This window comes from Gimesia chilikensis, from assembly GCF_008329715.1.
Lineage (GTDB): Bacteria > Planctomycetota > Planctomycetia > Planctomycetales > Planctomycetaceae > Gimesia > Gimesia chilikensis.
On the sequence record NZ_VTSR01000003.1, the window covers coordinates 1 to 20,564 of the forward strand.

Annotated in this window: 14 protein-coding genes; 7 read left to right on the forward strand and 7 right to left on the reverse strand. The window is 55.5% G+C overall.

Annotation, left to right across the window (positions count from 1 at the left end; all coding sequences use genetic code 11):
* Positions 1-342: 342 nt before the first annotated feature.
* The 3 genes from FYZ48_RS03120 to FYZ48_RS03130 form a co-directional block, all read right to left on the reverse strand.
* On the reverse strand, positions 343-654 hold the full coding sequence (locus FYZ48_RS03120; protein WP_149337442.1) for a hypothetical protein: 312 nt from the start codon (positions 652-654) through the stop codon (positions 343-345).
* A 1-nt stretch (position 655) separates the two neighbouring features.
* Positions 656-1,738, reverse strand: a complete 1,083-nt coding sequence (locus FYZ48_RS03125) for a DUF1559 domain-containing protein (RefSeq protein WP_149337444.1) — start codon at positions 1,736-1,738, stop codon at positions 656-658.
* A 390-nt stretch (positions 1,739-2,128) separates the two neighbouring features.
* Positions 2,129-2,407, reverse strand: coding sequence for a hypothetical protein (locus FYZ48_RS03130; RefSeq protein ID WP_149337446.1), 279 nt, complete (start codon positions 2,405-2,407; stop codon positions 2,129-2,131).
* 44 nt (positions 2,408-2,451) lie between these two features.
* On the opposite strand from FYZ48_RS03130, the gene FYZ48_RS03135 reads away from it, so the two are divergent.
* Positions 2,452-3,750, forward strand: coding sequence for an MFS transporter (locus FYZ48_RS03135; protein ID WP_187781846.1), 1,299 nt, complete (start codon positions 2,452-2,454; stop codon positions 3,748-3,750).
* A 21-nt stretch (positions 3,751-3,771) separates the two neighbouring features.
* Here FYZ48_RS03135 and FYZ48_RS03140 read toward each other — a convergent pair whose 3' ends face one another.
* Positions 3,772-5,475, reverse strand: coding sequence for a LamG domain-containing protein (locus FYZ48_RS03140; RefSeq protein WP_149337450.1), 1,704 nt, complete (start codon positions 5,473-5,475; stop codon positions 3,772-3,774).
* Positions 5,472-6,011 carry a sigma-70 family RNA polymerase sigma factor gene (locus FYZ48_RS03145; RefSeq protein ID WP_149337452.1) on the reverse strand — a complete coding sequence of 180 codons (540 nt, stop codon included), beginning with the start codon at positions 6,009-6,011 and terminating at the stop codon, positions 5,472-5,474. The genes FYZ48_RS03140 and FYZ48_RS03145 overlap by 4 nt, the downstream gene beginning before the upstream one ends.
* Positions 6,012-6,306: 295 nt before the next feature.
* Here FYZ48_RS03145 and FYZ48_RS03150 point away from each other — a divergent pair, with 295 nt between their 5' ends.
* Positions 6,307-9,294 (forward strand): PSD1 and planctomycete cytochrome C domain-containing protein, encoded by a 2,988-nt coding sequence (locus FYZ48_RS03150; protein ID WP_149337455.1) that lies wholly within the window; start codon positions 6,307-6,309, stop codon positions 9,292-9,294.
* Between the two features lie 19 nt (positions 9,295-9,313).
* Positions 9,314-10,762, forward strand: a complete 1,449-nt coding sequence (locus FYZ48_RS03155) for a DUF1501 domain-containing protein (protein ID WP_149337457.1) — start codon at positions 9,314-9,316, stop codon at positions 10,760-10,762.
* A 104-nt stretch (positions 10,763-10,866) separates the two neighbouring features.
* Here FYZ48_RS03155 and FYZ48_RS03160 read toward each other — a convergent pair whose 3' ends face one another.
* Positions 10,867-12,024 carry a DUF1559 family PulG-like putative transporter gene (locus FYZ48_RS03160; RefSeq protein ID WP_187781847.1) on the reverse strand — a complete coding sequence of 386 codons (1,158 nt, stop codon included), beginning with the start codon at positions 12,022-12,024 and terminating at the stop codon, positions 10,867-10,869.
* A 735-nt stretch (positions 12,025-12,759) separates the two neighbouring features.
* On the opposite strand from FYZ48_RS03160, the gene FYZ48_RS03165 reads away from it, so the two are divergent.
* Positions 12,760-15,867, forward strand: a complete 3,108-nt coding sequence (locus tag FYZ48_RS03165) for a PSD1 and planctomycete cytochrome C domain-containing protein (protein WP_149337459.1) — start codon at positions 12,760-12,762, stop codon at positions 15,865-15,867.
* 54 nt (positions 15,868-15,921) lie between these two features.
* The gene (locus FYZ48_RS03170; RefSeq protein WP_149337461.1) at positions 15,922-17,355 is read left to right on the forward strand and encodes a DUF1501 domain-containing protein; all 1,434 of its coding nucleotides are present in this window, start codon (positions 15,922-15,924) and stop codon (positions 17,353-17,355) included.
* Between the two features lie 81 nt (positions 17,356-17,436).
* On the opposite strand, the gene FYZ48_RS03175 is transcribed toward FYZ48_RS03170, so the two are convergent.
* Positions 17,437-18,381 carry a sugar nucleotide-binding protein gene (locus FYZ48_RS03175; protein ID WP_149337463.1) on the reverse strand — a complete coding sequence of 315 codons (945 nt, stop codon included), beginning with the start codon at positions 18,379-18,381 and terminating at the stop codon, positions 17,437-17,439.
* A 644-nt stretch (positions 18,382-19,025) separates the two neighbouring features.
* Here FYZ48_RS03175 and FYZ48_RS03180 point away from each other — a divergent pair.
* Both FYZ48_RS03180 and FYZ48_RS03185 read left to right on the forward strand, forming a co-directional pair.
* Positions 19,026-20,036: a hypothetical protein gene (locus FYZ48_RS03180; RefSeq protein ID WP_149337465.1), complete on the forward strand. Its 1,011-nt coding sequence runs from the start codon at positions 19,026-19,028 to the stop codon at positions 20,034-20,036.
* 85 nt (positions 20,037-20,121) lie between these two features.
* The gene (locus tag FYZ48_RS03185) at positions 20,122-20,421 is read left to right on the forward strand and encodes a hypothetical protein (RefSeq protein WP_145044314.1); all 300 of its coding nucleotides are present in this window, start codon (positions 20,122-20,124) and stop codon (positions 20,419-20,421) included.
* Positions 20,422-20,564 lie beyond the last annotated feature (143 nt).

Here is a 20,564-nt window from a genome sequence, read left to right on the forward strand (position 1 = left end):
TACAGAAATCAGGAAAACAGCATAAAAAACCGCTCTGGTGGGAACGAACTTAAGAGCGGAGTTACTAGCCGCCGGTAAAATCTCCAGCGCTGATCCCACTCACCGGTGGCGAGCACCATTCCGCTTACATAACCGGGGTAAGCCCGAATGCAATTCAGGCCGAGCGCAGCGAGCAGGAAACTGACAGTGAAAAGGTTGAATCGCTAAACAGATTCCCAACCCTGAGCGACAAAACACAAGCCGCCAGTAATTAAACCCATTATAGATAAATCACACCAACCAGAAAATTTCGTGTCTTTCGCACTTTTCGTGGTAGAAACCAATTCCAGTTACGAACGGTTCTCACCGCCCCGCCTGATCCTCCATAATCTGTCGGGACTCCCGTAAAGCCTCCTCCCATTCGCCTGCCTGCGCCTGTTTGATAATCTCGTTCAACCAGTCCGCCTCCCGCGAAGTGATTTCTTCCTGCTCCAGCGAACTCTGAATCAGCGCCTGCACTTTGACCAGCCGCTCGGTGCTCTTCTGGTTACAGACCGAATACAGGGCCTTGGAAAGTTCATACGTCTTCGGCGAAACCTCCGGATACCCGCAGCCGGACAGCAGCAGGCTTCCACACAGCAACAACACCAGTGAGAAAATCATTCGACGTGGCATCTTAAAACTCCCCGATCAATTCACCCTCGTTCAGACTCGAGAGGGCCGCCCAGAGCAGCAGATCAATATTCTCGGAAACAAACCGGACTGAACCATCGCCCAGGCAGACATGCCCGCCCCCCACATGTTCGGAATACATCTGCCCCACGTGGTAGGTCGGAAAGTTCACCGGATGGATAATCGGGAACCCGGTGATGTCCAGCTCGCCCCCCGAAGGTCCTGCATGTACCAGCGACAGTGTCGCCGCGGCGTCCGGTCCATTCTCGGGAGTCGAAAACTGGGGATGTGTAAATGCCCCCGGCACCACACCCACCCAGGTTTTATCACTGAGTCGCGAAGAATGTTCGCCCAGGAAAATCGTATTCGAGAGACCATCGGTGGCGTCCCGCATTCGTGTGCGTGAATTACGGAAGAACGGTCCATCCGCTACCTTCGAAGCATCGCCGTTAATCGTCACCGTTTTGGTTGTCTTGGTGTAAATATCCGTGAAGATCACACCCGTCGTACTCGCCCCGCAATCCCCCCAACACGATTCCTGACCATGGCTGGCGACATAATGCGACCGACCGAACAGCAGCTGCGCGCCCCCTTTCAACAGCGGACTGCCGGCTCCGTCCCGCACCAGGAACGGCTCATCGCCGCCCGAAGAGGTCGGACACAGAAAGACCGGCAGCTTGGTCTGCACAGCCCCCGCATTCGCCAGGTTCCAGCAGGGCCGGTTCACGTCCAGTGCATTGTAGATATTCGCCTGATCCAGGTAAGGCAGCAGCATCATGCTCCACGACCAGCCCGGTGCCGCATCCCAGGTATTCGCATCAATCTCCGCCCAGCCCGGCCCCGAACCGTCGCTGGTTCCATACGAATAATAACCCGCGGGAAAACAGGAGTGCGTATCATGATAATTATGCAACGCCAGCCCCAGCTGTTTCAGATTATTCTTGCACTGACTCCGCCGCGCCGCCTCCCGCGCCTGCTGAACTGCAGGCAACAGCAGGGCAATCAACGTGGCAATAATCGCGATCACCACCAGCAGTTCAATCAACGTAAAACCCCGGCGGGACAGTCGGGCAGGCGGGTAGCTCATTACGGTAAACCTTTACAGAGCAGGAGAATAGGTGTGTTTAAAAAGTAGCCAAGGCTACAAATTGGTGAGCGACAAAATGTAGCCGGGGCTACATATACTCCGATATTGTAGCCAGTGCTACAAATGTGTCAATCAAAAAAAGAAAAAATCCAGGGGCGGGGCGGTCGCGGATACAATCCGAGATTACCGCAGCCAACAGGAGGTCGCAGTACAACACCCCCAAACCAGAACCAGCCCACCAACCCTGAGCGGCAAGGCGCGAGCCGCCGGTAAAATCTCCAGCGCTGATCCCACTCACCGGTGGCGAGCGCCATTCCGCTCACATGACTGGGTAAGCCCGAATGAAATTCGGGCCGAGCGCAGCGAGCAGGAAACTGACAGGGCAAAGGTTCAATCAATAAACAGATCCCCAATCCTGAGTAACAAAACGCTAGCCGCCTGTAATTCAACCAACATCACCAGCACCTGATCGTCCCTACCAGGAATTTTCGTGTCTTTCGTGCTTTTCGTGGTAGAAACCAGCGACGCTTCCGAACTGCAAATAATCCCCCACAACCCAAAATCAACATTCCCCCCCGTCAGCACATCACCTAAACTATTCACACGCAACCAATGGGGCCGCAACAGGACGCGGCTTCTCTCATGCAAAATCCCGCTGAACTCAATCACGTCGCTTCCTGAATTCAGCACCAGCTCTAAGGATGCAGACCTTCATGTCGACCGTGGCACAGGAAATCGATGCAGAGGCAACCGGAGGCAAAAAAACGCGCGTACTCGCCGCCGGTTTCATCGGGAACATTCTCGAATGGTACGACTTCGCCGTCTACGGCTTCTTCGCACCCACTATCGGCAAACTCTTCTTCCCCGCCGAAGACGCCCGCACTTCGCTGATCGCCGCCTTCGGTGCCTTTGCCGCCGGCTTCCTGATGCGACCTGTGGGAGCCGTCCTCTTCGGACATATCGGCGACCGCATCGGCCGCAAGAAAGCACTCACCCTCTCGGTGATGATGATGGCGGTTCCCACGATGCTCGTCGGACTCCTGCCCACACATGCCGAAATCGGAATCTCCGCCGCCATCCTGATGATCCTGCTCCGCATGATTCAAGGCGTCTCCGTTGGCGGCGAATACACCAGCTCGTTCGTGTTCCTCGTCGAGCACGCACCACCGCACCGCCGGGCCTTCTTCGGGGCCTGGAGTATGATCGGCGCGACCTGCGGCATCCTGCTCGGTTCAGCCGTCGGCGCTCTGATTAACAGTTTCACCACCGACATCCAGCTGCAGAGCTGGGGCTGGCGGATTCCGTTCCTCGCCGGCGTCCTGGTCGCTTTTGTCGGCTATTTCATTCGGCACGGCATTCCCGATCAACCCCTGGCCGAAGAGCTGGCCGAACAGGAACCCAGTTCGCCGCTCAAGGATGCCTGGACCGGACACCGCACGGAAATGCTGCAGTCCGCCGGACTCAACATGATGAACGCCGTCACCTTTTACACCGTCTTCATCTACCTCTCGACCTGGCTGGTGGAAGAAGTCGGCGAAACCCGCGCGGAAGCCCTCGACATTAATACGCTCAGCATGGCCGCCCTCACCGTGCTGGTCCCGATCACCGCAATACTCGCCGACCGCTTTGGACGTAAGCCACTGCTGCTCGTCGGCTCGGCCGGCGTCGCGATCCTCTCTCCCGCGCTGCTCCGCCTGATGCACCACCACAATTTCGCGATGATCCTCACCGGCCAGATCGGCTTCGCTGTCCTGGTCGCCTGCTTCGCCGGGGCCATTCCCGCGACGATCACCGAACTCTTTCGGCGGGGCGTGCGGGTGAGTGCCGCCAGCATCAGTTATAATATCCCCTTCGCCATCTTCGGGGGGACGGCTCCGATGGTCGCAGCCTGGCTGGTCAAAGCAACCGGCAATCCACTGGCCATCGCCTGGTACCTCTCCGGCATCGCCGCGATCTCCTTCTGCATCATTCTCACAATTAAGGAAACCAAGGGTTGCTCACTGGATGAGTGAGCCCGACAGAGTTGCAGCGGATTAAAGTACCGGCTTGCCCGTCTCCGCGGAGAATTTCATCTTCTGTCCCTTGTGGATTAACAGGTAATCTTCCTGTTTTTCCTGGCGGAGGATGTCCAGAAACTGGCCGTCAAAATAGTCTTTGCCCGCTTTGAACAGACTGAAATGGGTCGCGATCGTGCCAGCATTGAGGGCATAGTCGTAGAAAGCGACTTCGTCAATCACGCCATTAAATGGTTCGCGGCCCACCAGAGTAGCCGATTGTGCTGAGATCAGATTCCCGATCACCGCGGGCGCTGCACCACCACTGATGATCATCGTCCCTACCGGGAAGCGATGGCTCATCCGCATGACGCCGTCGATATAAATGGCTTTCTCACCCGTCCAGCCATTATAGGTGCCGACGATATGGTGCGGCTGACCATCGCGAATTTCAGCCAGCGTCGGTCGGCCCTCTTTCCCGTCCAGAGGCATGTCCAGTTCGCTGTAACCCAGCCCGGACAGATAGAGTCCGAACGAGAGACAGGGGCCATCACCCACCTGCGGAATCTGCGTGATACCCGCTTTGTCATCATTCTGAAAGCTGAGCAGAATCCGATAGCTGCCATCCTCCTTGCGGAAGATTTCGTCGTAATCGAAGGGGGCTCGGGTCTGAGGCGAGTCCGCTGCTTTCCAGTCGGAAACCACCAGCGCTTCGATGGTGATACCCGTCGAGACCGCGTAATCGCCGGTTCCTACTTCCTGACCGCCGCCGTTCCCCAGCCGCAGGCTCGCATCGGGACGGTTGTTGAACTGAATGGCTCCCGGACCAATCAGTCCCTGGACCCGCAGCGCATTCTTACCAGCCTGAACCGGACTCCGGTTCAACACATCGGACAGCGCGGTCTGGGGCGGCTCATCGAAGTTCCAGTAGAATCGCGGCAGCCGACCGCGGGGTTTGACCGCGACCTGGCCGTCCAGCACATGCACGAACGTCTCAGCCGCTTCATTCACACTGACTTCGTATTCTGTCCCCTGGTCGATCAACTCGATGCTCGGCGTCTCCAGCCGAAAGAGCGCCTTGCGATCAGAACGCTGCGTCGAAACGCTGCCGGAAAACAGGGTTCCCTGATCTTTGCGTTCAAAGCCAAACAGGGAAGGGCTGGCCACGTTAATGTCTGCACCACCCGAAAAGGCAAACTCGACTTCGCCCGACGTCACTTTGACCGTGCCCGGCTGGAAGCGATCCGTGACAGCCGGGCTGTTCCCCAGCAGTTCCCAGCGGGCCCGTGCGACCTGGTTGACGCTGGCGATTTCTTCCGGCGGCGAGGCGCTGTCATCGAAGTAATATTTGGAACGCTGCTGCAGAACCATCTCCGGTTCCCACAGCCCTTTAAAATCGCCCATTAACAGAAAGATACCCACCGCGCCCAGGCAGATCGCCGAACAGACAATCGGAATCAGCATCACCAGGTAGCCCCGTTCGACGGGCTCGCTTGTATGGTCTGCAGCAGGTTTGACGCTGGGTATTGCTTCCGATTCAGGATCCTGCAACACGCGCGCCTGGGCGGTTCCCGCCAGTCCGATGTGCACGAAAACGTAATTCAGGTATTCGCGGCGGTACTCGGGATGCGCGGTGAGCAGACCTTCCAGTGTAGCGAGTTCGTCTTCCGTGATGATGCCCGCACACTGGGCGTCGGCCAGTTCCAGAATCTGTTCGCGGATGTCAGGATCGGGTTGGGTCACGATGAAGCCTCACTCGATAGTCGACGGGTGACGCATTCGTGCAGCGCCCGCCTCAGTTTTTTAATTGTTTTATAAATCGCATGCACCGAACAGTTGCCCCGTTCGGCCAGCGTAGCCGCGGTCTGTCGATCGCCGTAATAGGAATCGAGCAGATCCCGCTCGGGGGACGACAGGTTCTCCAGGCAACGGGTGAGTGCCAGCTGGCGTTCGCTCTGTTCTTCTGCCATCTGGGACACATCCTCTGCCAGCACGGTCACCAGTGCATCACTGAAAATCAGCCGCTGGTTCTGGAACGTCCGCCGGTACTTGCGGATCTGGTTAAAGGCGATGCCGTATGCCCAGTTCAAAAAACTCCGTTCCGGATCATAGCGGGGATATTCCTTCCAGAGGATCACGCACGTCTCCTGAAAAATATCTTCCGCAGCCGCCACATCGAGCACCAGCGCCAGGATGTATCCGTAGATCTTACGGTCCGACTGGGAAAACTGGCGGAAAAAAGATTCGCTCGATTCAGGATGGTCTGCGGGAGTGTTCATTTCGTAGTTAAGTCTAACAATGGCAGGCGCTTCGGGGAATTATGCTGCAGGTGGAAACGGGAGACACGGCAGCATAGTTTCTCCTTCTGTAATAAATGGCGCTTCAACTCGCCGATTGGTACCCGAAAATCGGTGGATCCCGTGATTTTCTTAAAAAGAGGAAAAGTTCTGGTACCAATTCGCACTCCGGCGCGCCATATATAAATGAGGGCCGTTCGGTCAGCAGCCGCATGTTTCCTCGTATCGTCCCGCCAGAGAAATGACTCACCCTCTGAGAATAGATTGAATCGCCTGCATGTGCTCTCTCATTTCACGGAATCTGATATTCGCACTCTCCCTGGTCTGCTGCCTGCCGATCATCGCGGCACCGACAGCTGCCGCCGAACCCGATTTTGCGAAAGACGTACTCCCCCTCTTTCAAAAGCACTGCATTCGCTGTCATAACGAAAGCACGAAAGATGGCGGTCTGTCACTGGAAACCAAACAGAGTGCGCTCAAGGGGGGCGAGAATGTGCGGGTGATCGTCCCCGGCGTCGCTGCGGAAAGCATGCTGCTCGATTACGTTACCGGCCCCGAGCCGGAGATGCCCAAAAAAGGAGCGCCACTCAACGAACAGGAAATCGCCACGCTGCGAAACTGGATCAAAGCAGGCGCAGTCTGGCCGCCGGAACTGCGAATTCACGAAGCCCAGCTCACCGCGAAAGACTGGTGGTCGTTTCAACCACTGGAACAACCAGCGTTACCAGAGTTGACTGCTAAAGAACGTCTGCTGGTGCGGACCCCCGTCGATGCCTTCCTGCTGGCCCGCCTGCGGAAAGCGGGACTCACGTTCTCCCCACTCGCCGACCGTCGGACCCTGATCCGTCGTGTTCATTATGATTTGACCGGCCTGCCTCCCTCACCGGCTGAAATCGACGCCTTCGTTAACGATCCCGATCCGCGGGCTTATGAAAAACTGGTCGATAAGCTGCTCGCTTCCCCCCGTTACGGAGAACGCTGGGCGCGGCACTGGCTGGACGTGGTCCACTACGCCGACACGCACGGTTACGACAAAGACAAGCTCCGCGAAAATGCCTGGCCATATCGCGACTATGTCATCCGGGCTCTGAATGAAGACAAGCCTTACGCACAGTTCATTCAGCAGCAGATTGCCGGCGATGTGATTAACCCGCATTCACCAGACGGCGTGCCCGCGACCGGCTTCATCGTCGCAGGCCCTTTCGACTGGGTCGGCCAGATCGAGATCAGCGAAAACCTGATCGAAAAGAAAATCACCCGCAACCTCGACCGCGACGACATGGTGGCGACCGTCATGAATACCACGGTCAGCCTCACGGTGCAGTGTGCCCGCTGTCACAATCACAAATTCGATCCGATCTCCCAGGCAGACTATTACGGTCTGCAGGCCGTCTTCGCCGGCATTGACCGCGCCGAGCGTTCCTTTGACCCGGATCCCGAAACCGCCCGCAGACGGAACATCCTGCTGGCAGAACAGGCCCGCGTTCAGCAGCTCCACCAGGACCTCGACACAGAGATCCGAAAACGGGGCGGGGCGGAACTGAAACGCATCGAAGCCGAACTCAAACAGGCACAGGAAGCCAAAGCAGGGCAGGGCGTCGCCTATGGTTATCACAGCCAGATTGAAAAGTCTGATCAGGCAGCCAAGTGGGTGCAGCTCAACTTCAAGCAGCCGGTCACCGCGGCAAAGATCACACTGATTCCCGCTTATGACAACTACAACAACATCGGTGCCGGCTTCGGTTTCCCGCGACGCTTCAAACTGGAAATCTCAGACACCCCGGATTTCAAATCGCCCACCGTCATTGCCGACCAGACCCGGGAAGACTACGCGAACCCCGGCACAACGCCTTTGCACTTTGATCTGAAGAACCAGAAAATTCAATATCTCAGACTGACGGCCACGAAACTCGCTCCCCGCTCAAATGATTTCATTTTCGCGCTGGGAGAAATTCAGGTCGTCGCACAAGATGACAGGAATCTTGCTCCTCAGGCGCAGGTCACCTCGCTGGATTCCATCGAAGCACCTCCCCGCTGGGCTCGCAAGAATCTGATCGACGGTAAATTTTATCAGAGCCTCGATTCCAATCAGGATCTCGCACAGCTCAAACAGAAACGGGATGACCTGCTGGCCAGTCTGTCGTCCGACGAAGAAAAAGAATCACTCCGCCAATGGTCCGCCAGACTCAACCAGATCGAATCAAATCTCAAGAAACTGCCCGCGCAGAAAAAGGTCTTCGCTGCGGCAACCGATTTCCCCCGCCGCGGAAATTTCCGACCGACGGAAGGCGAGCCGCGCCCGGTTTTCCTGCTGAGTCGCGGTAGCGAAAAAGCACCGATTCGCGAAGTGGAACCCGCCGTCCCCGGTCTGATCGAAGGCCTCGGCCAGGACCTGCATCTACCCGATCCGGGAGACGAAGGCGCCCGCCGGGCTGCACTGGCCCGCTGGATTATCAGTCGTCAAAATCCGCTGACCTGGCGTACGATTGTAAACCGCATCTGGCTCTATCACTTCGGCAAGGGGATCGTCGATACGCCTAACGACTTCGGCCGTATGGGCGCGAAACCCACGCATCCGGAACTGCTCGATTATCTCGCCAGTCGCTTCCGCGATGAAGGTCAGTCACTGAAACAACTGCACCGCTGGATCGTCCTCAGCACCGCTTATCAACAGTCATCACAGACCAACGACAGGGGCGCCCGGATCGATGGCGACAATCGTCTGCTCTGGCGGATGAATCGACGAAAACTGGAAGCCGAAGCCATCCGTGACGCCGTCCTGCAGATCAGCGGCAAGCTCGATCTCAACATGTACGGACCCGGAGATCGCCTGTTCGTCCTCGAAAAACCACAGCACTCGCCGCATTACCTCTACCAGAAATACGATCCCAAAACAGCAGAGACGCACCGCCGTTCGATTTACCGTTTCATCGTCCGTTCGGTCCCCGATCCTTTTATGGAATCACTCGACTGTGCCGACCCTTCGCAGATCACACCCAAACGCATCCAGACACTGACCGCCCTGCAGGCACTCGCCCTGCTCAACGATCAGTTCATGGTGAGCATGTCCGGGTTCTTCGCAGAGCAGGTCAAAGGCGATAAACGCGAACTGAAAACGCAGGTGGCCCGCGCATTCGAAACTGCACTGGGCAGAACTCCCACGCCGGACGAGGTGAAGCTGCTCGTCGAAGTGGGGGAGCAGCACGGGCTGGCCAATGTCTGTCGCCTGATCCTCAACAGCAACGAATTTATCTTTATCGATTAACACACAGGAAAGTCATCTCATGGATCGTCGTGAATTTCTGCTGCACGCAGGCGGGGGGCTGGGAAGCATCGCTTTGGCGTCGCTGCTCAAACAGGAACAGCTGCTGAGCGCTGCCCCTGCTGGAACGCACGTCCTGCATCATCCGCCCCGCGCGAAACGCGTGGTCCAACTCTACATGTCGGGAGCCGCGAGTCAGTGTGATACGTTCGACTTTAAACCCGAACTCATCAAGGACAACGGCAACGAATGGGACCCGGGAGAAAAAGTGCAGCTGTTTCAGTCCTCGCCAGGCAAGACGATGCAGGCACCCTGGAAGTGGAAACAGTACGGCGAATCGGGGAAGTGGCTCAACGATTGCGTCGCCCCCCTGGGCGCGTGTGTTGACGATATGGCCTTCATTCACAATATGGTCAGCAAGTCGAACGTTCACGGCCCGGCGACTTTTATGCAGGCTACCGGATTTATTCTCCCCGGCTTTCCCGGCATGGGGGCCTGGATCAGCTACGGTCTGGGCAGCATGACCGATAACCTGCCGACGTTCGTTGTGCTCCCCGATCCGCGCGGCTTCGCACCGAATGGCGCTGCCAACTGGTCCGCCGGCTTCCTGCCCGCGAGTAACCAGGGCACCATGATTCGTCCGAATTCCAAAACACCCATCGCCAACCTGTTCCCATCCAATAATGATTTCATCACCCGCCAGAGCGATCACGATGTGCTCGCCGCACTGAAACAGCTCAACCAGAAACATGAAGCACAACGAGCCGGTGATTCGCGGCTGAATGCCCGCATCAAGTCTTATGAACTGGCCGCGAAAATGCAGCTGCAGGCACCGGAAGTACTCGACCTGTCCGGCGAGACAAAGAGCACGCTCAATATGTACGGTCTCGACTCGGTCGACTTTGAAGTGCAGGAAGGTATCAGCGAAGCAGCTGAGATCGCCTACTTCGGTCGCAACTGTCTGGTAGCCCGAAGACTGCTGGAGCAGGGTGTCCGCTTCGTGCAGATCTGGTCGGGAGCCGACAACGGCTTCCCCCGTCGTAACTGGGATTCGCATGAAGACATCAAACGCGATCACTGGCCTTTAGGCCGGGGCATGTCCATCGGGGCTACAGCACTGATTCAGGATCTGAAGCAGAGAGGTATGCTCGACGATACGATTATTCTCTGGACGACCGAGTTCGGCAGAATGCCCTGCAGCCAGGGAAGCAAAGGCCGCGACCACAATCCGTTCGTCTTCACCAACTGGCTGTCGGGAGGCGGCATCAAAGGGGGCACCACTTATGGCGAGTCCGATCAGTGGTCCTTCAAGCCTGCCGATCCCGCTAACCCCACGATGTGCTACGATGTGCACGCGACAATCCTGCACCTGTTGGGCATTGATCACGAAAAGCTGACGTTCCGGCACAATGGGATCGACCGTCGCCTGACCGACGTGCATGGTCATGTGATTAAAGAGATCATCGCCTGAAACAGCCCGCAAATTCGAATATCAGTTGTCAGGCGCATAAAAAAGAGTGACCGGTCATTGACCGGCCACTCGGAACATCTCTCATTCAGGTGATGCTTCGAAGCTTATTCGAAGTTACCTTTAGTCAGCTGAGCATCCAGCCAGGGACCGGAGAAGCACTCAGAAGGACGCAGTTCAACAGTGGCGTCGGTGTATCCAGAACCACCTGAAGCAGAACCGGTGAAACCGGGGTTCAGGAAGCCGTCACCGTTCAGGTCAACCATTGCTTTCACACTACCGTCAGCCATCAGGATGTTGCAGATCTTGTTAGATCCACGGCCGTGCCATGCGTACCAGTCACGAGAATCCTGCAGCCAGAGGAAAGTATCAGGGCCGGGAGTACCAGCACGGTTGGGGTCGGGCAGTTCAGCAGGAATCGCTCCAACAACATTGGTACCAGCGGGCATCAGGGTGATGGCTCCACCAGTTCCTGCAGTCGGATCCCAGCGGCCGGGACCGTCGTTGAAAGATTCAGCCAGACGCTCACCAGCGTCTACGAATCCGGGAATGGAGTGAGACAGAACAGCTTCGCCGACGTCACCAGGAGCTCCACAACCCATGAAAGCGACAGCCGAAGAAGCGACGCGAGAAGAATCCAGACGACGAATGGTCAAGGGACCCAGACTTCCGCCGAAACCTTTCAGACCGGATGATGTTACGCCTGCAGAAGTCTTGGCTCCTGAACGTACGAGGAACCAGCTGGATGCGTAGTTCGTTCCGTAACCATCTTCCAGAAGTTTAGCAACCTGTAACAGACGGGCAGGAGTACCTTCTGTACCGGAAGTCCAGGTCGCACAGACACCATCACTCAGACGTGACAGTGGAGCAGAGTCTTTGTTACTGGTGTTGGCCACACCGATCATGTCGTTCAGTTTTTCTGAACCGAGCAGAGTCGATGAAGGGCACAGCATCTTCTGAGGAAGACCGGCACCACTGTTGACCATGTCAGCGACCCAGCCCCAGGTGTCAGGACATCCGTCACGACGGAAGTCGTAAGCACCGGTGCAGTAGCGACCGCTGGGGTCAGTTGATGCGAAGGCGTGCATGGAAAGACCAAACTGACGCAGGTTGCTCTTACACTGTGAAGAGCGGGCAGATTCGCGGGCTGCGAAAACAGCTGGGATCAGCAGGGCAGCCAGCAGAGCGATGATCGAGATCACCACCAGAAGTTCGATCAGGGTAAAACCTGAGCGTTTCAGATTACGAGCACGTGATTTTTTCATTACAGTTCCTGTTAGTTTAAAAAGTTTGACAGTGACGCGAACAAATGAAGGCTAGTACGATTGACTTTTACTTTTTTAAGAAACAGGTCATCCCCCCATCACTCTGGCAATTGATGATGATCGAATATGATCTGCCCCCCTTGAACTCTCTTCTTTGCTTTTGACTCTCTTCACTTCTGGTTGAATTCAACTCGGTCTCGTGTGCAGAAATTTGCGGTGCCGGCTGCAAATCTCAGTTGGGAGTACAGTATCGAGATAATGTGAAGATCTTTCTCCCTGACATGTTAAGTAGAGATGAATAATGTGTGGCAGAATGAAACAAAACGGGCGTTGTGTTAAGGTTTGTTGAATATACGGCAAGGTTTTGAAGGGGATCTTCATAAAAAGTGATCCGTTTCCAACCGACTCTTTCAGGCAAAACTTGAATTCTCCCCTGCTGACTTCGTATAATGATAGACAAGATCTGCCAGGGAAAACTCCTACCTTGCCTGGCACTTAAGTCACCTGCTCAAATGGCTTTAGGTGAAGTCGTGAGCTACCCCACTTTGGGTAAAGTGGCGGACCGGTATTCACTCGTGTCTGTGTTGAGATGCGAGAATCCTTCCCGTGCAGCAAAAAATTTCCGGTTGGCAGTGGTTGTTACCAGGTCTTTCCTGCTAAAAAAAAACTTTGCCACCCGGTTGACTGCTCACAGCGTCGGTTCTCGACTCTGAAAGAACGACCGAAAGCAGGATTATGGTCAAACAAACGTGCTCACTGTTCCTACTGTCTTGCCTGATGCTGACAGTCTCTCTTGGAAATTCCGCCTTTGCAGAATCAGGGGCAGCGCCTGCGGACTTTGATTTCGCTTCCGATATTCGTCCGCTGTTATCCGACGCCTGTTTTGCCTGTCACGGTCCGGATGATGAACACCGTGAAGCCGATTTCCGCATGGATCTCAAAGAAGGACTCTTCGGCAAAGCGGGAGAGCAGGCGCTGATTGTTCCCGGCAAACCGGAAGAGAGTCTGATCTATCAGCGCATGACCGCCGAGGATGAAAGTCTGCGTATGCCTCCTGTAGACTCGGGTAAAAAACTCTCCAAGGCAGACATCGAAAAAATCCGTCAATGGATCGCCGCCGGTGCTCCCTGGGCTTCACACTGGGCCTTTCAGCCACCCGTAAAACCACCCGTTCCCCAGGTGAAACAACAGTCGCTGGTGCAGAATCCGATTGATGCATTCATCCTGGAAAAACTTGAACAGCGACGCCTCACGTTTTCCGAACCAGCAGACCGCATCACGCGTCTGCGTCGCTTGAGTCTCGATCTGATCGGCCTGCCTCCCACCATTGAAGAGGTCGATCAATTCGTCAACGACCCGAGCCCTTTAGCCTGGCAGAAACAGGTGACCCGTTTGCTCGCTTCTCCCCACTATGGCGAGCGCTGGGGTCGTCTCTGGCTCGATGCCGCCCGCTATGCCGACTCGAACGGTTATGAAAAAGATGCGCCCCGGAATGTCTGGCTCTATCGCGACTGGGTGATTGATGCCTTCAACGAAAACAAACCTTACGATCAGTTCATTACCGAACAGATCGCCGGTGACCTGCTGCCTCAGGCAACACAGGATCAAAAAGTCGCCACCGGCTTCATGCGGAACTCCATGCTCAACGAAGAAGGGGGAATCGACCCCGAAGAATTTCGCATGGCAGCCATGTTCGACCGCATGGATACGATCGGCAAAAGTATTCTGGGGCTGACACTGCAGTGCGGACAATGTCACACACACAAATACGATCCACTGACGCAGGAGAATTATTACCAGATCTTCGCCTGCATCAACAACTCCTACGAAGCCAGCATTCGCGGTTATACGGATGAAGAACAGACGCAGCGCACTAAACTCTTTCACAAGATCAAAGCGATTGAAGAACAGCTGAAAGCACAGAAGCCGAACTGGGCCACAGAGATGGCTGCCTGGGAACAAAGTGTCAAGCAGAACCAGCCTCAGTGGCACGTGCTGAAGCTCACAAACATCGACAGTAACTCGCAGCGCTACTTCGAACAGCCCGATCATTCACAGCTGGCACAGGGTTATGCACCGTCCCGCTTCACCTCGAATTTTGAAGCGACCGTCGATGCGTCCCAGATCAAGGCCCTGCGGCTGGAACTCTTGAATCATCCCAACCTGCCCGCAGGCGGACCCGGCCGTTCGACTGAGGGTTTGTGTGCTCTCACCGACATCAAGCTCAGTGTCGAAAATCCTCAGGATGCAAAACAGAAAGCCAACGTCAAATTCGTAAAAGCCTCGGCAGACTTTGCGAATGAGCGACAACAGCTTCAGAATCCCTACGCAGACAAAAAAGGAGTGCGTGGCTTTACCGGCCCGGTGGAGTATGCCATCGATGGGGACAACTCAACCGCCTGGGGCATTGATGGGGGGCCGGGGCGCATGAATCAGCCTCACGAAGCGGTCTTCAATGCTGAGAAACCATTTGGCTATGCTGCAGGAACGAAGCTGAAAATCAGCCTGGTGCAGATGCACGGCGGTTGGAACAGCGACGATAACCAGACCATGAATCTGGGACGCTTTCGCATCTCGTATACGACAGATGAGAACGCCGCCGCCGATCAAGTTCCCGATCGCGTTCGTGAACTGCTGACGATCTCCGCAGAACAACGCACACTGCAACAGCAGTCGGAAATCTTCAGCTACTGGCGGACGCTCGTCCCGGAGTGGAAAGCGCAGAACGAACAGATCGCCGCCCTCTGGAAACAGCACCCTAAAGGGACGACTCAACTCGTCTATCAGGAACGACCGGCACCGCGCGAAACCCATCTGCTCGAACGCGGCGACTTCCTCAAACAGAAACAGGTGGTCGATCCCGGTGTTCCCGACTTTCTGAATACACTGCCACAAGGGACGGAAGTCAATCGACTGACCTTTGCCCGCTGGCTCGTGGATCGGCAGTCTCCCACAACCGCCCGGGCCATCGTCAACCGTGTCTGGCAGGCCTACTTCGGTCAGGGCATTGTTGCCACCAGTGAAGACCTCGGTTCCCAGGGTGCAGCGCCGACGCATCGCAAACTGCTGGACTGGCTGTCCGTCTGGTTCATGGATGAAGGCTGGGATCTGAAAAAACTGCACACACTGATTGTCACCTCCAACACTTATCAGCAGTCGTCCCGCGTCACTCCCGCACTGCTGGAGCAGGATCCCTACAACCGACTCCTGGCCCGCGGTCCCCGCTATCGCGTTGATGCGGAGATCGTACGCGACATCGCCCTCAAGGCCAGCGGTCTGCTCAATTCCGAAATTGGCGGCCCCTCTGTGTATCCTCCCGCGCCGGCCTTCCTGTTCGAAAAGCCGGCGAGCTACGGTCCCAAAACCTGGAATGTCGATCAGGATGAGGACCGCTACCGCCGGGCCATTTATACCTTCCGTTTCCGTTCTGTCCCCTATCCCATGCTGCAGGCCTTTGACGCCCCGAATGGCGATATCGCGACAGTCAAACGCAACCGTTCCAATACACCACTCCAGGCGCTGACCACGCTCAATGAAACACTGTTCATGGAATGTGCCACGGGGCTCGCGGAAACCACGCTGGCTGCTAAGGGTGCCTCCGATACAGAGCGAATCGAAACCGCTTTCCGCCGCTGTGTCTCCCGACATCCTTCACAGGCAGAGATTCAACTGCTGATCCGCTTCCTGCAGAAGCAACGCGACTATTTCGCAGGGCATCCGGACGAGGTTAAGCAGATCACAACCACCAATAACAGCCCGGAACCTGCCACCGCCGAACTGGCCGCCTGGGTCGCACTTTCGCGTATCCTGCTCAACATGGACGAAACGATTACCAAAGAATAACAGAGGGAAGTGACCGGTGTTTCCGTCGCTTCCTGACCCCAACAGGTTATCATCATGAATCAAATACAACATCCCGCACATCCGATCGCCAGACGCTGGTTTCTACAGCAATGCGGCGTCGGCGTTGGAGCAATCGCCACCGCACAACTGCTCCAGGAATCCGGTGACCTGCTGGCAAATTCCACGTCTGCACCGCAGGACCCGCTGGCACCTCGTGAGCCCCACCATTCACCTAAAGCGAAGAACATCATCTTCCTGTTCATGGGGGGCGGACCCAGTCATCTGGAACTGTTCGACGATAAACCAGTGCTGAGTAAATTCGATGGCAAGCTGCCGCCTGAAGAACTGCTCAAAGGTTATCGAGCTGCGTTTATCAACCCGAACTCGAAGTTCCTGGGGCCGAAGTTCAAATTCAAAAAGCACGGAGAATGCGGTGCGGAACTCTCCGAGATCCTGCCCCATCTGGCGGACGTCGTCGATGACATCGCCATCGTGAAAAGTATGAAGACCGATGCCTTCAATCACGCCCCCGCGCAGATTCAGGCACTCACCGGTTCTCAGCTCTTCGGTAAACCGAGCCTCGGCGCCTGGACGCTCTATGGGCTGGGCAGCGAGTCAAAAAATCTGCCGGGCTTTGTGGTCTTCAGTTCCGGCAATAAAGGCCCCAGTGGGGGCAGCTCCTGCTGGGGCAGCGGGTTCCTGCCGACTACGCATCAGGGAGTCATGTTCCGCGGCGGCCAGGAACCGGTGCTCTACCTCAAAAATCCTCCCGGGGTTTCCACTGAACTCCAGCGCGATTCCCTCGATACACTCAAAGCCTTGAATCAGCGGCATCTGGAGCAGGTGGGAGATCCCGAGATTGCCACCCGCATCAATTCCTTTGAAATGGCGTACCGCATGCAGGCCAGTGCACCGGATGTGATGGATCTTTCGCAGGAAACCAAATCAACGCTGGAACTGTATGGTGCAGAACCGGGGCAGACCTCGTTCGCTAATAACTGTCTGCTGGCCCGTCGACTGGTGGAACGGGGCGTTCGCTGCGTGCAGCTCTTCCACGAATCATGGGATCAGCATGGCGGTCTGGTAGGCGGACTCAAGAGTAACTGCGCCGCCACCGATCAGGCATCCGCAGCACTCATCAAGGACCTCAAACAGCGGGGACTGCTCGAAGACACCCTCGTTGTCTGGGGAGGCGAATTCGGACGGACGCCGATGGTGCAGGGGGGCAATGATGGTCGCGATCATCATCCCAACGCTTTTACCATGTGGCTCGCCGGCGGTGGAATCAAAGGGGGGACGACCATCGGTCGTTCCGATGATTTCGGCTTCAATGTGATCGAAGATGAAGTTCCCGTTTACGATCTGCACGCAACGATCCTGCATCTGCTGGGCCTGGATCCGCATCAGTTGTCCTTCCGCTTCCAGGGCCTCGATCAGAAACTGATCGGCGTGAACCCCGCGAAGCTCGTGACAAAAATCCTGGCTTAACAGTTTGTAGCAGTATCAAAAAAACAAACCCCTGGTGTCGATCCACCAGGGGTTTTGTCTTTGGTTTTAAACTGCTTCGCGTTACGCGGCAATTTCCTGCTCGTAATAACGCACCGGCTCGTTGTTCAGACGATTCAGATAGCCGTTGGTCTGCTGGTCGAACAGACGCTGCAAGCCGTCATCCAGCATCGGCATCGAGATGCTCAGAGCCCGACGGATTTTGCGGGTGTGCAGAGAAGTTTCTCCGTTGGCAAAACCGGTGGCCCGTTCATTCATCACGGTAGCCCGGGGCAGCAGGGGAACAGTCAGTTCGAATTGCTTGGCCAGACGCTGTACGAATTCCAGCGGACTGATGCGTTCGCCACCAGCCACATGGAAGGTTCCAGTCAGACGTTCCTGGTAAGCGTGTTCGATAATCGCGGCCAGGTCGGTGGCCAGCAGCGGAGTACCGTGCCGATAGCAGTCGAGGTCGGAATAACTTCCGTCCTGCAGTGACTGCACCAGCTGCTCAACTTGTCCCGTACCGTAGGCGGTGGGAGTCCAGCCGAATACGTTGGTGCGGATAATCAATGTATTGTTGCAGAGACTGACTTCACGTTCGATGGCCCGTACCAGTTCGGCTTCGGGGCTTTCGCACATGCCCTGGCAGTCCTCTTCGTGGAACATCCAGGGACCGGTGAAGACGGCGTCTGACGAGATATGTGTGAATCGGGCGGAGTGCAGTTCCGCGGCACTGACCCAGTTACGTGCTGCCAGCACGGGGTCTTTGGTGGAAAACTTCGCAGGGTCAACCGACCAGGAAGAATTCGCTGCGACTCCACAATAGACAACCCAGTCGGGACGAACCACGGACATCCAGTGCTGTGTCGTTTCGACATCATCTTCCTGGTAAGTGTGTGTTTCGCATCCCTGCAGGGAAACTGGTGTAGCTGAAGTTAATCCGACAACCCGATATCGACTGGATAAGCAGGTTGCTATATTTGCTCCGGCAACCGTATCAAGTCCAATAACCAGAACTGTTTCCACGCCGCGCCTCCATGCTTAGACGTTGTTGTATTTCTGTCAGTAAACTCTAAATCGTATCTGCTTTTCAATCTCATATCTCTCTCAACTCATTGAGAGGGACCCATCATATAGGTGATGGTGAAACTCAAAAGTCCGTCTCGCCCGTCAATCCATTTGACTCGCGAGAGGCGGATTATAGAGGGCACTCCCGATTTTCACCAACCCCAATTTGAGAGAGAATTTTTGCGACCGAATTCCCCCCTGATCAGCCCGGGGCAGAATGCGACTTGCATCAATCATTGCTGAATCATTTCCTTATAGAGAGCCGTCTGTTCCCGTTCTGAAATGACCTGAATTCAGTGGGTCTTATATGAGAAAACGAAAATATTTTTTTAAAAAGGATCTAAAATCAGAAAAAAGATTAAAGGTTTTTGGTTTGTGCGCTTTCTTTCGTATTGACCTCAATTTCAAAAAGCAATATCTTCCCGCCTCACATTCGTGATCACTGCGCCTGGTTCACAGGTTGATCACACACCTCCCACACTGATTCCCATCAATCGATTTCAGATTGCACTTCGTTTTTGTCAAAGTCGTGTTTCATTCGCTCTCAAAATGAAACGCAGCGCGACACCATATTCGTTCTTACATATAAAGACTGTTTAATCATGTCTGTTTCGCGTCAACTGCCGGATTACCCGATATTGCTGTCAGGAGTAGCTGCTCCTGTCGTGAAGGGTTTGCGCGAAATGGGACTGCCTGTCACAGAGCTGCATGATGACCTGGCCCAACTCTCAGGCTATCAGTCATCCAGCTGGAATCTGTTGCTGGTGGGTTCACAAAAAGCTTTCAACGTTCGAGATCGACAGTTGCTCTCTCACTGTCGGATTCCGTTGATTGACCTGGCGGAATTCACCAGTAAACAGGCGCAGGCACGCACCCGGGACGAAATGCATCAGAAATCGTCACACGGAATCGAACAATTCAATGCTGCATTTGTCATCCGACTCAAAGACCGGTTACAGCAAACCGGCGGCGTCTGGATTCGACTCAGCGATTATCCTTATCCCTTCCAGGGAGTCATCTGCTACGGTGAATCCGATCTGGGACGGGATTTCCTTGAATACACAAATGTGATGAGCCCCCTGCCGGTGACCCTCGATCACCTGCATCTGAATGCAGAAGCAGCCTGGATGAACCGGGCGAACGAGGAATCGGCCCGCAAACTTCGCGTGGAACTGGTCAGCAGCTACCGTCAGGGACTGCCGGTCTCGCTGACCTCAATCGAATCGCGGAATCAGCTCAAGACATTATTTGAAAACATCAATCTGGACCGCAAACAGATGCCGCTGGTCTGGGTGACTTCACTGACTACGTTTTTCCGCTGGTGGAACCTGCGTCGCGAACTCTCGGTGAGTATCAACCGCCGGAACGCTTCCTGGGAAACCATTATCTCCGGTCAGTTTGAAGGCTTTCACCCCGGTCTGCAGATCTGGAAAGGTCGCCACTCCGCAACCGTGGCACTTTCGCGGGGCGTAAATGAAATCAGAGACGAACTACTCGCACTGGCGATGAATCAGGAACGTCATCCCGGTGGTTTTACAGCACATTGGGCCGGCTCGAAGTCGAGCGTAATCCCTCTGGGCTGGAATCGATCGGCGGCATCGGCTGCCTCTTAAGCGTAAGAACTATTCCACATCAAAGAATGATTATCAGCGATTGAATTTTTCAGTCGCTCCATTGTTGAAGAAAAGGATTGAACTCATGAAACGTTTCGGAATTACAATGCTGGGTATCGCATTGATCGCTCTGACAACAGGTTGCCAGTGTGGACGTTACGGTAGCTGCGGCAGCTGTAACTATGGTCCTTCCATGGCACCAGTCATGCCCTTTGGTGGCGGTGGATGCTCAACCGGTAACTGTGGTGTCGGTGCTCCGACTTACGCACCTCAGGGAGCCTACAACACCTACGATACTTATCAGTCCACTGCAGCTGCTCCTGTCATCCAGGGATCAGTACCAGCTACCGCTTCTGCTCCACTTGACCCGCTGCCCATGTATTAAGATGCATGTGGTAGCGGCTGTGCAGTGGCGTCTGGTCGTCTCGGCCTGAGACGGGTCGACAGGCACGACAACACGTTCGTGGCCTGCGCCGTGGCTGACCAGACGCTGGAAAAAACGCGAACAATGCCATTGTTCGCGGGGAT